General features: G+C 40.5%; 13 protein-coding genes and 2 tRNA genes. 2 read left to right on the top strand and 13 right to left on the bottom strand.

All coding sequences use genetic code 11. The features are described 5' to 3' along the window. Positions 1–217: 217 nt before the first annotated feature. A tRNA-Arg gene (locus B879_RS11790) sits at positions 218–291 on the bottom strand. A 175-nt stretch (positions 292–466) separates the two neighbouring features. On the opposite strand from B879_RS11790, the gene B879_RS11785 reads away from it, so the two are divergent. Next, entirely contained in the window at positions 467–1,204 is a 738-nt protein-coding gene (locus tag B879_RS11785; RefSeq protein WP_009185409.1) for a porin family protein, read from the top strand. Positions 1,205–1,254: 50 nt separating this feature from the next. On the opposite strand, the gene B879_RS11780 is transcribed toward B879_RS11785, so the two are convergent. Both B879_RS11780 and rpoN read right to left on the bottom strand, forming a co-directional pair. Then, positions 1,255–1,725: a phosphatase PAP2 family protein gene (locus tag B879_RS11780; protein WP_238542127.1), complete on the bottom strand. Its 471-nt coding sequence runs from the start codon at positions 1,723–1,725 to the stop codon at positions 1,255–1,257. A 147-nt stretch (positions 1,726–1,872) separates the two neighbouring features. Further along, positions 1,873–3,330, bottom strand: a complete 1,458-nt coding sequence (rpoN, locus tag B879_RS11775) for an RNA polymerase factor sigma-54 (protein WP_009185407.1) — start codon at positions 3,328–3,330, stop codon at positions 1,873–1,875. A 181-nt stretch (positions 3,331–3,511) separates the two neighbouring features. Between rpoN and asnS the strand changes: the two genes are divergently transcribed. Further along, positions 3,512–4,963: an asparagine--tRNA ligase gene (asnS, locus tag B879_RS11770; RefSeq protein ID WP_009185406.1), complete on the top strand. Its 1,452-nt coding sequence runs from the start codon at positions 3,512–3,514 to the stop codon at positions 4,961–4,963. A 60-nt stretch (positions 4,964–5,023) separates the two neighbouring features. On the opposite strand, the gene B879_RS11765 is transcribed toward asnS, so the two are convergent. From B879_RS11765 to B879_RS11710, 10 genes are all read right to left on the bottom strand, one after another. Next, positions 5,024–6,277, bottom strand: a complete 1,254-nt coding sequence (locus B879_RS11765) for an MFS transporter (protein WP_009185405.1) — start codon at positions 6,275–6,277, stop codon at positions 5,024–5,026. Between the two features lie 64 nt (positions 6,278–6,341). Next, on the bottom strand, positions 6,342–7,817 hold the full coding sequence (locus B879_RS11760) for a bifunctional ADP-dependent NAD(P)H-hydrate dehydratase/NAD(P)H-hydrate epimerase (RefSeq protein ID WP_009185404.1): 1,476 nt from the start codon (positions 7,815–7,817) through the stop codon (positions 6,342–6,344). Beyond that, positions 7,810–9,138: an MFS transporter gene (locus B879_RS11755; protein ID WP_040400583.1), complete on the bottom strand. Its 1,329-nt coding sequence runs from the start codon at positions 9,136–9,138 to the stop codon at positions 7,810–7,812. Before B879_RS11755 ends, B879_RS11760 begins: the two co-directional genes overlap by 8 nt. Positions 9,139–9,202: 64 nt before the next feature. Continuing rightward, positions 9,203–9,664 carry an ExbD/TolR family protein gene (locus B879_RS11750; RefSeq protein ID WP_009185402.1) on the bottom strand — a complete coding sequence of 154 codons (462 nt, stop codon included), beginning with the start codon at positions 9,662–9,664 and terminating at the stop codon, positions 9,203–9,205. Between the two features lies 1 nt (position 9,665). After that, positions 9,666–10,307: an ExbD/TolR family protein gene (locus tag B879_RS11745; RefSeq protein WP_009185401.1), complete on the bottom strand. Its 642-nt coding sequence runs from the start codon at positions 10,305–10,307 to the stop codon at positions 9,666–9,668. Next, a complete protein-coding gene (locus B879_RS11740) occupies positions 10,307–10,636 on the bottom strand; it encodes a hypothetical protein (protein ID WP_009185400.1) in 330 nt (109 codons plus the stop codon). The genes B879_RS11745 and B879_RS11740 overlap by 1 nt, the downstream gene beginning before the upstream one ends. Before the next feature lie 62 nt (positions 10,637–10,698). Continuing rightward, the gene (locus tag B879_RS11735; protein ID WP_009185399.1) at positions 10,699–11,505 is read right to left on the bottom strand and encodes a MotA/TolQ/ExbB proton channel family protein; all 807 of its coding nucleotides are present in this window, start codon (positions 11,503–11,505) and stop codon (positions 10,699–10,701) included. Between the two features lie 649 nt (positions 11,506–12,154). Further along, positions 12,155–12,242, bottom strand: a tRNA-Ser gene (locus B879_RS11720). Between the two features lie 72 nt (positions 12,243–12,314). After that, on the bottom strand, positions 12,315–13,394 hold the full coding sequence (locus B879_RS11715) for an asparaginase (RefSeq protein WP_009185397.1): 1,080 nt from the start codon (positions 13,392–13,394) through the stop codon (positions 12,315–12,317). After that, positions 13,391–14,167 (bottom strand): TatD family hydrolase, encoded by a 777-nt coding sequence (locus tag B879_RS11710; protein ID WP_009185396.1) that lies wholly within the window; start codon positions 14,165–14,167, stop codon positions 13,391–13,393. Before B879_RS11710 ends, B879_RS11715 begins: the two co-directional genes overlap by 4 nt. Positions 14,168–14,319: the final 152 nt, after the last annotated feature.

Here is a 14,319-nt window from a genome sequence, read left to right as displayed (position 1 = left end):
ATCTAATATTTAAACGAACGAAAATAATTTCTGGTTTCATGCTAACACCTTGAAATTGTGGGTTAAAATTTTTTATTTATTTCAACCCTCTCGTTCTGACGTTTCATTCCGTGGCCTTCTGGATATAAATACTATTATTCAATCCATACTCTGAAACATGCTAAGCCATAAATAGCCTTTTGTAGAAAAAACCTTGCCGATGCAAAATTTAATAAAGTGACCTCGTCAGGATTCAAACCTGAAACCTCTTGAGCCGTAATCAAGTGCTCTATTCAGTTGAGCTACGAGGCCATTTGGGAATGCAAAAGTAGTGAGCATTTTTGAATATCCAAAAAGTGTATCCTATCTTTTTCTTGTGAAAATTCATCTTACTGAATTTCAATTAAGAATAATTAAGAGAAAAAGAACCGCAAATCACATGGGATTTTATAATTTAGCCGAAATTTTAAAATCAATAAGCGCTTTCATGAAAAGAATTGTATTTGTCTTATTCCTTCAATTCATTGTTGTGGATTTAATATGGGCCCAAGAAAGAGAAAGAACCCCCATAGGAGGAAGACCAGACCTTAAAGGAGACCTTTTTATAGATTTTGGATTCAATACCCTTAACAATAAACCGGATGACCTGAGCACGAGATTTATCGAATCCAGAACCTTCAATATGTATTACCAAACAGAATTCAACATTGGTGAAGGCACAGGATTTACCTTTAACCCAGGAATAGGCATTGGTACAGACAAATTGGCTTTTAGAGACGACAGAACATTATTCAATAATCCTTTGATAGGCCCTGAATCCAGCAGGTTATTGGAAATAACAGAGGTCTACGGGGGTAACATCAGTATCAGTAAAAACAATGTTTCTCTGAATTACCTTGAAATCCCATTGGAATTCAGATACCATTTTAGAAAAAATAATTATAGCAAAAGTATGCGCGTTGCCTTAGGTGGAAAAATCGGCTACCTGATGAATGCCCATACCAAAATAGAATATACCGATCAAAATGGATTGACCCGTAGGATTAAGGATAGGCAATCCTTTGGGCTTAATCCACTCCGTTATGGGGTGTACACCAGAATGGGCTTCCCAGGATTCAATATTTGGGGATATTATGGCCTTAATCAGGTTTTCCAATTAGAAAGAGGACCTTTCAATACACAGGCAACCCAATTTAATTTTGGTATTTCCTTCACCTTATTTTAAAGCGTAGCAAAAGTTTATGTTTACGAAAAGCCGGGTAAAACCGGCTTTTTTTATAGCATCCAATAAAACGCCGAGAAACAAACTGTAAAACCCAAACCAAACCCGATTAACACTTCAGCGGGAGTATGGGCATTCAGGTATAGTCGGGCCGAACCAATTGAACCTGTCAAAATCGTGCTGCCCAAAACAAGATACAGGTAATCAATTGCTGGGTTTTTCAAGGCAATGGCAATGATAATGGCCATTAGCCCGGCTGTACCAGTCATGTGCGCACTTATTTTCCAAAAAAAAGTAATACTCGTCAGTAAGATCACGGAAATTGTAATCACTGCCAAGGCGAGAATCAGTGCAGGATCAACTTGGAATTTGATGTAAAACAAATAGGTCGTGATCATATAAAATAAGCTGATCATCGAAAAAGGAAATACCCTTTCATCCTTATTCTCCATATGAAAGGAAACAATATTTTTGGTGAGCTTCATCATGAGGATGCTCAACAAAGGAATCACAAAAGTGGTCATAAAAACCATGAATATTAAAAAACGCTTATCAAAATAGGACACCCTAACCAAGTGTGGTGCGCCATATAATAAGAAAGCAAACACCAATGTTGGTATCAATAAGGGTTGAAAAATATACGAGAGGATTAAGGCTGTCTTTCGGTACACTTATAATTCTTTTCTAAGTCGGGCAACCGGTATCTGCAATTGTTCCCTGTATTTTGCAACAGTTCTCCTGGCAATATTATACCCTTTGTCATTGAGCATTTTCACCAATTTATCATCAGAAAGCGGCTTTCTCTTGTTTTCTTCGTCTACTAAACTTTGTAACACAGATTTTACCTCTTTGTTGCTGACATCTTCTCCAGATTCTGTAGTAATGCCTTCGGAGAAGAAATATTTTAAGGGAAATATCCCAAATTCAGTCTGTATGGACTTGCTATTGGCCACTCTTGAAACCGTAGAAATGTCCATCTCTATCTTCTCAGCTATATCTTTCAGGATCATGGGCTTCAACTTGGTTTCATCCCCGTCCACAAAAAATTCCTGCTGATAATCAAGGATGGCATGCATGGTCTTTAGCAGGGTTTGTTGCCTTTGCTTAATGGCATCAATAAACCACTTAGCAGCATCTAATTTTTGTTTGACAAAAGTGACCGTCTCTTTTAACTTTTTATCTTTTTTATCACTTTTATCATAAGCATCAAACATCTCAGAATAAGATCGGCTTACCCTCAGTTCTGGCGCATTTTTGGAATTCAATGCAACTTCAAATTTCCCATCGGTATTGACCAAAATGAAATCGGGTATGATATATTGAGTTTTAACCAGCCCATCGGAAATACCTCCAGGTTTTGGATTCAGACGGGTTATCATATTGACAGCGTCTTTCAAATCCTCATCTCCCATATCCAGTTTTTTCTGAATTTTTGAAAAATGTTTTTTGGTGAATTCATCAAAACACTCATTGATAATCCTGATGGCATTTTGTACAGTGGGGTCATCAGGATGTTCTTTACGCTCCAATTGGATCAGAAGACATTCCTGAAGGTTCCTCGCTGCTATGCCGGCAGGATCAAAGCCTTGGATTTTGCGCAGTATTTCTTCCATTTCATCCAGATCGGTCTCTATATTTTGGCTGAATGCCAAGTCATTGATGATGGCCTCCAAGTCTCTTCTGATGTAGCCATCATTTTCAATACTTCCTATCAACTGCTTTCCGATGGTTCTCAGTCTTTCATCCAGTTTGAGGAAGCCAAGCTGAACAACCAACTGCTCATGCAAAGAAATACCGCTGGAAATGGGCATTTCTCTTTCTTCTTCATCTTGGGAATAGTTCCCATCACCCTGCATTTTATAGCCACCATAATCTTCATTGAGGTAATCTTCCAGATTGACCGAATTGTCATCATAGGCGAGATCTTCTTCATAATTGTCCTCAAAATTATCTTCCTCAGCCTCCTTTTTTTCTTCTTCTCTACCCTCCTCTAAAGCAGGATTGATTTCCAACTCCTCCTCCACCCTTGCTTCAAGTTCAGCGGTAGGTACCTGCAGCAGTTTGATAAACTGTATCTGCTGCGGGGACAGTTTCTGTGAAAGTACCTGACTAAGATGTAATTTTTGCATATAGGATGATCTAAATAAAAATCAATAAACAGGATAATAAGCCTTAACGCATTATCCATGCCCAAATTTATGAAATTAGAACAATTTTTTGATAAAAAGCTTATTATATCGTTTTTTTGCATTCCCTTTGGAATGCCAAGGCATTGAGGCAATTCATTTTAATCTATTTCAAAAAATTCATATGGCCTTTAACAAAAGAACCAAAATCAAAGATCTTCTTGAAAAGCAATATACCGGTCAGGAAATAACCGTCATGGGATGGGTAAGGACTAAAAGGAGCAATAAAAACGTTTCCTTTATTGCCATTAATGATGGCTCTTCTATAAAGAATTATCAAATTGTGGCAGATCCCAACGAAATCTCCGAAGATATATTAAAAAAAGCTACAACCGGGGCTTGTTTAAAGATTACAGGCACTATAGTAGCATCGCAGGGAGCTGGACAGCAAACCGAATTGTCAGCAAAAGAAATTACGGTTTTGGGAGAAGCTGATGCTGAAAAATATCCACTCCAACCAAAAAAACACTCCCTTGAATTCCTTAGGGAAATTGCCCACTTGAGGATCAGGACCAATACCTTTGGCGCAGTCTTCAGGGTAAGACATGCCTTGGCATTTGCCGTGCACAAATATTTCAACGATAAAGGCTTTTTCTATATCCATACTCCGATCATTACCGCATCTGATGCAGAAGGTGCCGGTGAAACCTTTAAAGTAACGACCTTTGATTTGAAAAATCCTCCACTGACCGAGGAAGGAAAAATTGACTTCAAACAGGATTTCTTCGAAAGAGAAACCAACCTTACTGTTTCCGGACAATTGGAAGGGGAATTAGCTGCCATGGGGCTGGGTGAAATTTATACTTTTGGACCTACCTTTAGGGCTGAAAATTCCAATACCACCCGACACCTGGCGGAATTTTGGATGATTGAACCGGAAATGGCCTTCTATGATGCCGAGGACAACCAAAACCTGGCAGAAGACTTCTTAAAATACGTGATCAATTATGCCCTGGAAAACTGCAAGGATGACTTGGAGTTTTTGGATAAAAGAGCAGCCGAAGAGGAAAACACCAAAAAAGCAGACCAACGATCTGAAATGGGTTTATTGGAAAGGCTTCAGTTTGTCGTTAACAATGAGTTCCAAAGATTGACCTATACAGAGGCCATTGACATCTTGCGCAACTCCAATCATAACAAGAAAAAGAAATTCCAGTACCTGGTAGAAGCTTGGGGAGTAGACTTACAATCAGAGCATGAGCGATACTTGGTAGAAAAGCACTTCAAGAAGCCGGTAATCCTAACCGATTACCCAAAAGAGATCAAGGCGTTCTATATGCGCCAAAACGATGATGACAAGACTGTAGCGGCCATGGACATTCTTTTCCCAGGAATTGGCGAAATTGTAGGCGGTTCTCAGCGTGAAGAGCGCTTGGACAAACTTACCCAGCGTATGGAAGAAATGGATATCCCTACAGAGGAAATGTGGTGGTACCTGGATACCCGTAAATTCGGTACTACCCCACATGCAGGTTTTGGACTGGGTTTCGAGAGATTGGTGCAGTTCGTCACAGGCATGGGTAATATCCGGGATGTAATCGCTTTCCCAAGAACCCCTGGACATGCGGAGTTTTAAAACTGAAATTTGCTTTAGCACTTCACGGAAATTAAAATGCCACCAAAAATCGGTGGCATTTTAATTTTTAACAGCTCCCACTACTGGTTGATCGACTGTCTGATGCTCAGCACCCTGCACAGCATCCGTATCGATCACCTTTATCCTCTTAGCCAGGGGAATACAAAGCAGACTTAAAAAGATGGCAATATAGCCTACGATATTGTAATTGAGCAATTCCCCATTCATACCTTCAGCTAAAATCAACCCGGCAATAAATGAGGCCAAACCTGCAGAAAGCTGTTGAACAGCTGAATTAAAACTTAAAAAGCTCCCCCTGTTTTCAGGTTTGGCGGTACCAGTCACTAATGCCATTGCAGGAACCATCCTCCCATTAGAAGTCACAAAAAACATGGTGGTGATCAATAAAACATAGGGAATCGGAGTCTGTCCCAAATGGGTAATCACCCCAATAGGAATAAGATTCAAAGCCATAAAGATGGTAAAGACTTTGGTTTTCCCATGCAAGTCAGTCATTTTACCCACCCAAGGAGAAGTGAAAATTGTGAACAAGCCTCCTGCCATATAAATATAGGTCAATTCGATATCCGTAAAACCAACATTGGCCACCATATAAGGGCTTATAAAAGGAATGATGGTAAACTGCCCCAGCATCATCATAATGGTCAAGGTAATAGCCCGCATCTGATTTGGATTTCCCGTCACCCTTCTTACCACCTGAATGGGGGTAGGTTTATTGACCCGATGTGCCAAATGCGCAGTGATAGAAGGTAAAAACTTATAAATCATCCACAGGATCAATACCGACATGCCGGCCAAAAAGAAGAAGGGAGCATGCCAATTGGAGATACTGGCGATAAACAAGCCAAAAGGAACCCCAAAAACCGAGGCAACAGAAAACGCTGCCATTACCAGACCCATGGCTCTTCCCCTGCGCGAATCAGGGATCACATCCCCAATAATAGCCAAAATGAGCGCAGAAGTAAGGCCTCCAAATAAGCCAGCAATGATCCTTGAAACCAATAAAATGGAATAATTGGGCGACAAGGCACAAGCCAAAGTAGCCAATAGGAATCCAGTGAATACCCAAAGCGTAATGCTTCTACGGTCATATTTATCCAACACAAATGCCCCTAAAAAACTACTGAACCCTGCCGCAAAAGTATAAGACGAAACCAACAGTCCAAACTCCCTGGGTGAGATCTCAAAAATCCTCATCAATTGAGGTCCTAGCGGCATCAAGATCATAAAATCCACAATGTGGGTGAAATTAATGGCTGCCAGGGTCCAAAGTAAAAGTTTTTCTTTATTCATCAGCTAAAGTAATAACCGGTTAACCCTTGCCACGAATCTAAAGTTCTAGATTAATTGATATTTTTTAGGGAATATCGAGCTCCAAAAATGTTTGTGGAATACACGCAATAATATCAGATGCAATTACCCCTCTCCTTTTTTGTTTTCCTGCCAATTCCCCCGCCAAACCATGGTGGAAAACCCCACAGAGGGCTGCTTGCAAAGGATTATATCCTTGCCCCAAAAATGCTGTAATCATACCTGTCAAAACATCACCAGACCCAGCTGTGGCCATGTATTGATTGCCAGTTGAATTGAAATATTGTTTCCCATCAGGTGTGGAAATGGAAGTAAACGCACCTTTTAAAATCAAAAACACGCCATATTCCCCAGCAAATTGCTGCGCTTTGAGCAATCTTTCTTTATGACTGCTTACATTTCCAACCAGACGTTCAAATTCTTTTACATGAGGTGTTAGAATACTCCCCTTTGGTACAAATTGGAGCATCTCAGGTTTTTTAGCCAATAGGTTCAAACCATCTGCATCAATCACAACAGGTTTATGAAACCGCTTCAAAATGCTGCTGTAAAAAGACAAATCTACTTCGGTCCCCCAACCGGGACCAATTCCTAAGGCATCAAAGGCCTCCAATCGCTTGATTTCCTGTGCTCCGGCCACCATGACTTCAGGCACTGCTGTCTGCATGATCATCCGCTCCGCATCAGCAATCTGAACATGCACCAGTCCACTTCCCGTCCTCAGGGCTGCTTTGGAAGACAACACCATAGCCCCTACTTTACCTAAGCTTCCACCAAAAAGCATGATTTTACCAAAATCTCCTTTATGGCTAAAGGCATGAAATCTTTTATGTAAGGCTGGAATATCTTTGGCTTGTAAAAAGTACTTGTTATCCTGATACCTTGACAAAAAAGTATCAGGGATACCAATATCTACAACATGGACTTTACCAGTATAAACGGCATGCTCAGGAAAAAAAAGTGAAAACTTTGGAAATTGAAATGTCACCGTATGGTCAGCCTTAAAGGCTTCTCCGTCCAAGACATCATCTGCAGGAATGCCTGAAGGAATATCTATTGCTACCTTTATTGCTTCCAGCGCATTGAGTTTTTCGACTACCCACCTGTAAACCCCATCTATGGGCCTATTGATCCCTACACCAAAAATGGCATCCAGTACAATGTCCGTTTCTTCGAATTTAAAATCAAACTTATCAACTGAAGTTACCTCAACCTGATCCGGAAGCCTTTCAAAATTCAACCGATAATCCATACTGCAATTTTCCTTTTCCTCAAAAACAAGCAAGGTGACCGCTTTGACCTCATGGCAGAGTAACCTGGCAATAGCAACGCCATCACCACCATTATTTCCGGGTCCTGAAAAAACGAATAGGCGGTGCTCAGAAGGAACAAAATTACCTCTGAACCAAGTACAAAAGTTCTTGGCAGCAGATTCCATCAACTCCAAGGAACTGATTCCTTGTTGGGCAATAAAATCTGCATCCAATTGTTTTACAAGATCTCCGGATAGGATACTAAGCATTTTTTATCTCTATAATTTTATCCAATTCCTGCTTGGGGATTCTTACCAATAATAAAAACCCAAGTCCTACAATAAAAAACAAACCAAGTGCCAAGGCACTGTTCCTCATACTGCCGGTCAATTGCTCAATCAGTCCATAGGAAAATGTACCCAAAACGATGGCCACTTTTTCTGTTACGTCATAAAAACTAAAAAAAGAGGCCGTGTTACTGGTATTGGGTGGAATCAACTTAGAATAAGTAGACCTGGAAAGCGACTGAATGCCTCCCATGACCATACCTACAATAAATGCCAACGCATAAAACTGAAATTCATCCTGAACATAGTAGGCGGCACCACAAATCAGTATCCAGATGAATACCATAATGATGAGTGCACTTTTATTACCATACTTTTTAGAAACAAAGGCAAAAAGATAACTCCCCAAAATGGCCACAATTTGTATGATTAAGATAGTCAAAATTAATTTGCCTCCCGGCATTTTAAGCTCTTTATCTCCAAATGAAGCTGCCAAATACAAAACTGTCTGCACCCCCATGCTGTAAAATAAGAAAGCTGCAAGAAAACGATTCATAACAGGCTTACCTTTGACCACAGCAAATACGGCTTTGATTTGACGGTAACCGCTCCAAAACCAGCCTGTTTCCAATTTCCTTCCATAAGGATTATCCGGAAGATATCTAAATGGAATTTGGGCAAATAATACCCACCAAACTCCAGTTATGAGGAAAGACCAGCGCGCTGCCTGCCCTCCATCACTTAAACCAAAGAATTCCGGAAACTCTAACATGATCAAATTAACCAAGAGCAACAAAACACTTCCTATGTAACCTAGGGCAAAACCTTTGGCACTCAAGAAATCATATTCCTCTTCTTCTGCAATCTCGGGCAAAAAAGCATTGTAAAATACAATACTCCCTGAAAACCCTATACTGGCTAATACAGCACATAAAATCCCCCATTCCAGGTTGTCTCCATCAAAAAAAAACAGTCCAACACAAGAGAGCGCTCCTAAGTAGGCAAAAAACTTCATAAAGGTTAGTTTCTTACCTCCAAAATCAGCTATACCGGATAATAGTGGTGAAAGAAATACGATCACCAGAAATGAAAAAGAAATAGAATAGGAATAAAGAACGGTATTGACCACTTGAAAGCCCAAAAAAGAAACCACATCTCCAAAATCTTCTGAACGGGTTACACTATTGAAGTATACTGGAAAAATGGTAGAAGTAATGACCAGACTGTAAACCGAATTGGCCCAATCATACATCGCCCATGCATTTTGGACTTTCTTCTTTTGCGGGAGCTTTTTTAAAATCATAATGACTTGAAAGTAAAAAAGCTACCCCATAAGGGATAGCTTTTTAATAACACTTGATTTTTTATCAATTCTGTACCTTTCCTACAGCAGCATAGAGAATTCTTCTTGCATCCGCTTCACGAAGTTCAAACTGAACATCTGAAATCGGACCCATTTTCACATCCCTATCCACTTTCATGGAAATGGTAATCATATCTCTTTCTGCTTCTGACAACTTATCTTTTTCTTGGTTTACCCAAAGTACGATGTCTTTGGTGTTGATAAGCACATCATTAGCCTGTACCCTAGGTTCAGTACCAAACATGCCTGTATTCTTTGGCTTACCAATATAAAGGTAAGAGATCAAGGTTTTCTTTTCCAATTTCTGAAGCTGAGTAGCTTGAGGAATTTTTTGTTCTACCAAAATCTCCTGCTCTCTTAAAACTGTGGTCACCATGAAGAAGAATAGGAGCATGAAGATGATATCCGGCAAAGCAGAAGTTGGGATATTCTGAGAAGTTCCTGTTTTTTTCTTAAACTTTGACATATCAATTTCCTCCTATTTTATCTGGTTCTGCAATGGAAATCGCCATTGGAATACCTTCCTTACCTCTATCCTGAAGTTCTCTTTCAGCTGGTGTTCTACCTGTCAATGCCCTATACTGATCGGCAGTCAAACCTACCCTTTCAGCATAAATTTCAAAGTAGGCACGCTTTACCTGATCCAATACTTCAAGATATCTTTCGTAGGAAGTTCCTCTATTCGTCTTGATAGATACTACTGCTCCTCCTGACATTGGATGATCGGATGAGGCTGGATCTCTTTTGGCCTTATTTCTTAAAGAAGCTGGCAAACTGTTATACAACGCTACAGCTTCCTCATCAGGAGCGCCAAAATTCAAGATGAAGTCCTTAAGGTCTTCGGAAAGCTTTTCGGTATTATCCAAGTATTCACCTTCCACCAATAACTGATCGTTGGCATTTACAAGGATATTGAATATATTCCTTTCATTCAACAGGACTTCAGGTGGTGGCTGATTAGGATCCTGCTTAGGAGGAAGGATATTCAAAATACCTTTGTCCGAAGCAATCGTAGTAGTAACCAAGAAGAAAATCAGCAACAGGAAGGCGATGTCCGCCATGGAACCTGCGTTGACCTCCTGGGTTAATCTGCCTTTTTTTCTTGCCATTACTTTATTGCTTTATTGATTTCTGTAAACACAATACCTACAATCGCAATGATAAACAATGCATAGGTTGTGAGAAGTGCTCCTCCTACGAATTTAGAAATTTCGGGAGTGAGGTTAAAGGGATCTGCGGCATACTTAGGCAATACTTCACTATCAGCCATAGAATAAGCGATAAAGAAGACAACCAATAGCACAGCCACACCAATGCCGGTTTTCACCAAGCTTCCAGGGTTGTCCAAGGATTTGATCAAAGGCATCAGAATCGCAAGGATAGCTCCAATGATGATCAAACCTTCTGCAACAAATATAAAGATGTCTATACTATCCATTTGTAATGATTTTCAATTTTAAAGATTAATTGATTTGAAGTCATCAAGCACTTACCAAGCAATTACTTGGTAAGTTTGTGCTTCACAAGGATATCTACCAAAGTGATGGAAGCATCCTCCATATCATTCACCAATGAATCGATTTTAGCCACACAGTAATTGTAGAACAACTGAAGGATAATCGCTACGATCAAACCGGCAACAGTTGTTAAAAGGGCGATTTTAATACCACCTGCTACAAGGGATGGGGAGATATCACCAGCTGCTTCGATCGCATCGAAGGCACCGATCATACCGATTACCGTACCCATGAAACCCAACATCGGGGCAAGGGAGATGAATAAGGAAATCCAAACCAATCCTTTTTCCAAACGACCCATTTCAACGGATCCGTATGCTATGATTGATTTTTCTACCATTTCAATCCCTTCGGAGTACCTCATCAAACCTTGGGTAAAGATAGAAGCAACAGGACCTTTGGTGCTTTTCGTAACGTCCTTAGCCGCTTCGATACCGCCTTGTTCAAGCGCTTCTTCTACTTTAGCCAAAAGCTTCTTGGTATTGGTGGTAGAAAGGTTCAAAGTAATAATTCTTTCCAAAGCAACGGCAAGACCTAAAATCAAACAGATCAATACCGGAGACATGAAAGTAGGATCACCTTCAATGAACTTTTCTTTGATGATTTGGTGGAAGCCTTTTTCCTCATCCATGATCTCGTCGTCGACCATAATTGGGGCAGCAGGTGCTGGTGCCTCTTCCACAACTTCAGTTTCTTCTGCAGCTTCTTGTTCTTCTGCGTCTTGAGCTTTCGTAGTTACCGGAAACATCAAAATTCCGGAAAGCATGAACAAAGCGATTAACTTTTTCATAATGTAGTTTTTAAATAGACTTTAAATAAAGGTTAAACGGTTTCTAACTAATAATGAGATTTTAAAGTTATCATTTTTTCAATTCAAAATGCAAAGGAAATAATCATAATTTTTACAGAATTTTAATTCCATGGCTGTTATTTTGAATCTGATGCAAGCTAAAACAACCCAAATGAAGCTATTAGACAATTTATACAAATGGAAAAACAAATGGGTTGATTGGAGGGACAAATGGTTAAAAACTTATTTTCAGTTCAAAAAACCACCTATACGATGTTTTGAAAAAATATTAAATAGCAATTTTATTTAGAGAGGAAGGGATTACCCGTACGCACAGGGCATGCCGCACCGCCCCTCGTGAATTTCCCTTCGGTCGATTTCGAACCCAAGTGCCTGATCGAGGGTTCTCATCCCTTCCTGATCAGCTTTCTTTTGGGGAAATAAAAAACCAGTCTTATCTCTAAAACTGGCTTTTGTGCAGAGAGGAAGGGATTACTCGTACCCGCAAAGGCATGCCGCACTGCCCCTCGTGAATCTCCCTTCGGTCGATTTCGGACCCAAGTGCTTGATCGAGGGTTCTCATCCCTTCCTGATCAGCTTTCTTTTGGGGAAATAAAAAACCAGTCTTATCTCTAAAACTGGCTTTTCGCAGAGAGGAAGGGATTCGAACCCTCGATACCCTTTAGGGGTATACACGCTTTCCAGGCGTGCTCCTTCAACCACTCGGACACCTCTCTGTATGGTCGATTTCTGAATCGGAGTGCAAAGAAATGAATTATTCTAAGCCCATCAAAATCTTTTCGGAAAATTTATGCAAATCCCGTTAAAGACATTTCCCCTGCTATTGGCATGACCAATTTTCTCCTGATCTGGGCATCTGAAGACTCATTTCCCAGTATAAACATCATCTTGGTAACAGCTGCCTCGGTAGTGATATCCCCTCCACTCAAAATACCAATACGAAGCAGGTCTTTACTGGTCTGATACCTGCCTTGAATCACCCTGCCCCCATTACATTGGGATACATTGAGAATGATCAAACCCCGTTTCACAGCTTTTTCTAAAATATCCAAAAACCAAGCCTCACTGGGACTGTTCCCTGAACCATAAGTTTCCAAGATAACGCCCCTTAACCCTTTGATAGATAAGCAGGCTTCCAATACCTCAGCCGTAATGCCAGGAAACAGCTTCACGACCACCACATGGTTGTTCAGTTTATTGGAATACCTCAGCTTTACCCCTTCCTCAAAAGGCTTTATAGCAGCGTAATTATAGTCAATCACAATACCCGATTCCGCCAAAGCCGGGTAATTTTCTGATTCAAAGGCGTCAAAATGTACACTTTGCACCTTCTTGGACCTATTGCCCCTTAGCAACATGTGATTAAAGAATATACAAACCTCAGGCACGATTGGCTTACCATTGGCCTTGGCTGTGGCAATCTCAAGCGAGGTCATCAAGTTTTCCCTTGCATCTGAGCGCATAGCAGAAATGGGCAGCTGCGCTCCTGTAAAAATCACCGGTTTACTTAAGCCCTGCAACATGTAACTGAGCATGGAAGCAGAGTAGGCCATGGTATCCGTTCCGTGCAATATTACAAAACCATCATAGCTATCGTAATTTTCAAAAATAATATACGCCATATCCACCCAATGCTGCATATTGACATTGGAAGAGTCTATAGGCTCAGGAAAAGAAATTACCGTAATGGCAATGTTCATCTGCGTCAAAGAAGGTACTTTCTCCAGTATCTGTCCAAAATTAAAAGGCACCAGCGCCCCAGATTCATCGTAGGCCATACCCAGTGTCCCCCCTGTGTAAATGATCAAAACAGAGGAGGTAATATCACTTTTTGCTGACGTATTTAGTCTTACTATTTTGTAGTTCATGGTTCAAAATGATGAAAAATCCTTTTGGCATTACCGCTGGTCAGTTCAGCAATTTCATCCCTTGATTTCTGTAACAAATCCCCTACCCGCTCTGCAATAACAGGAATATATTCAGGAGAATTCCTTTTTCCCCTATGAGGGACCGGTGCCAAGTAGGGTCCGTCAGTTTCTAAAACAACAAATGCAGGGTCTACATGAGGCAGCACAGCATCCAATCCTCCATTTTTGTAGGTTGAAACCCCACCAATACCCAGCATAAAGCCCAGTTGAATAATTTCCTCTGCCTGGGCTAAACTCCCGGAAAAACAATGAAAGATCCCTTTTAGGTTTTCGTCTTTTTCCTCTTGAATGATGGCAATGGTCTCATCCATGGATTCCCGGCAATGCAGAATGATAGGCCATTGCTTTTCTTTGGCCCACTGTATCTGAACCCTCAAGGCTTCTTTTTGTTGCTCAAAAAATGTTTTGTCCCAATACAAATCCAAGCCGGTTTCACCGATACCCGCAAATTCCCGCTTATTGATCCAGTCTTCCATGACGTACAACTGCTTCTCAAAATCCTTCTTCACATCACAGGGATGCAGCCCCATCATTGGAATACATACACCCGGGTAGCGCAATTCGCACTCCAACATGGCATCAATGGTATCCACATCCACATTGGGCATGTACAATTGATTGACGCCTTTTTCCAGCGTCCTTCTGATCACTTCATCTCTATCCCCCGCATATTTATCTGAATAAATATGCACATGGGTATCTATATAGCTCACTGTTCAAATAGGTTTGATTCAAACTTTTCAATTTCCAATTGCTTCCACGCTCAATAGTATTGTTTTTTTCAGAAATGTTTTTTGAACTCATTTCAAGAATTTTCTTTGAAAAGCATAAAATGCCTTTCTGAAATCCGACTTCAAACTTCCGA

The sequence above is a fragment of the Cecembia lonarensis LW9 genome (assembly GCF_000298295.1).
Taxonomy (GTDB): domain Bacteria; phylum Bacteroidota; class Bacteroidia; order Cytophagales; family Cyclobacteriaceae; genus Cecembia; species Cecembia lonarensis.
The sequence above is the reverse complement of the archived record's forward strand: the minus strand, read 5'-3'. Positions and strand labels throughout refer to the sequence as shown.

Excerpts from the sequence above, each read along its gene's own strand:
- B879_RS11785 (WP_009185409.1), top strand. The coding sequence starts at position 467 with ATGAAAAGAATTGTATTTGTCTTATTCCTTCAATTCATTGTTGTGGAT.
- B879_RS11780 (WP_238542127.1), bottom strand. The coding sequence starts at position 1,725 with ATGACCACTTTTGTGATTCCTTTGTTGAGCATCCTCATGATGAAGCTC.
- rpoN (WP_009185407.1), bottom strand. The coding sequence starts at position 3,330 with ATGCAAAAATTACATCTTAGTCAGGTACTTTCACAGAAACTGTCCCCG.
- asnS (WP_009185406.1), top strand. The coding sequence starts at position 3,512 with ATGGCCTTTAACAAAAGAACCAAAATCAAAGATCTTCTTGAAAAGCAA.
- B879_RS11765 (WP_009185405.1), bottom strand. The coding sequence starts at position 6,277 with ATGAATAAAGAAAAACTTTTACTTTGGACCCTGGCAGCCATTAATTTC.
- B879_RS11760 (WP_009185404.1), bottom strand. The coding sequence starts at position 7,817 with ATGCTTAGTATCCTATCCGGAGATCTTGTAAAACAATTGGATGCAGAT.
- B879_RS11755 (WP_040400583.1), bottom strand. The coding sequence starts at position 9,138 with ATGATTTTAAAAAAGCTCCCGCAAAAGAAGAAAGTCCAAAATGCATGG.
- B879_RS11750 (WP_009185402.1), bottom strand. The coding sequence starts at position 9,664 with ATGTCAAAGTTTAAGAAAAAAACAGGAACTTCTCAGAATATCCCAACT.
- B879_RS11745 (WP_009185401.1), bottom strand. The coding sequence starts at position 10,307 with ATGGCAAGAAAAAAAGGCAGATTAACCCAGGAGGTCAACGCAGGTTCC.
- B879_RS11740 (WP_009185400.1), bottom strand. The coding sequence starts at position 10,636 with ATGGATAGTATAGACATCTTTATATTTGTTGCAGAAGGTTTGATCATC.
- B879_RS11735 (WP_009185399.1), bottom strand. The coding sequence starts at position 11,505 with ATGAAAAAGTTAATCGCTTTGTTCATGCTTTCCGGAATTTTGATGTTT.
- B879_RS11715 (WP_009185397.1), bottom strand. The coding sequence starts at position 13,394 with ATGAACTACAAAATAGTAAGACTAAATACGTCAGCAAAAAGTGATATT.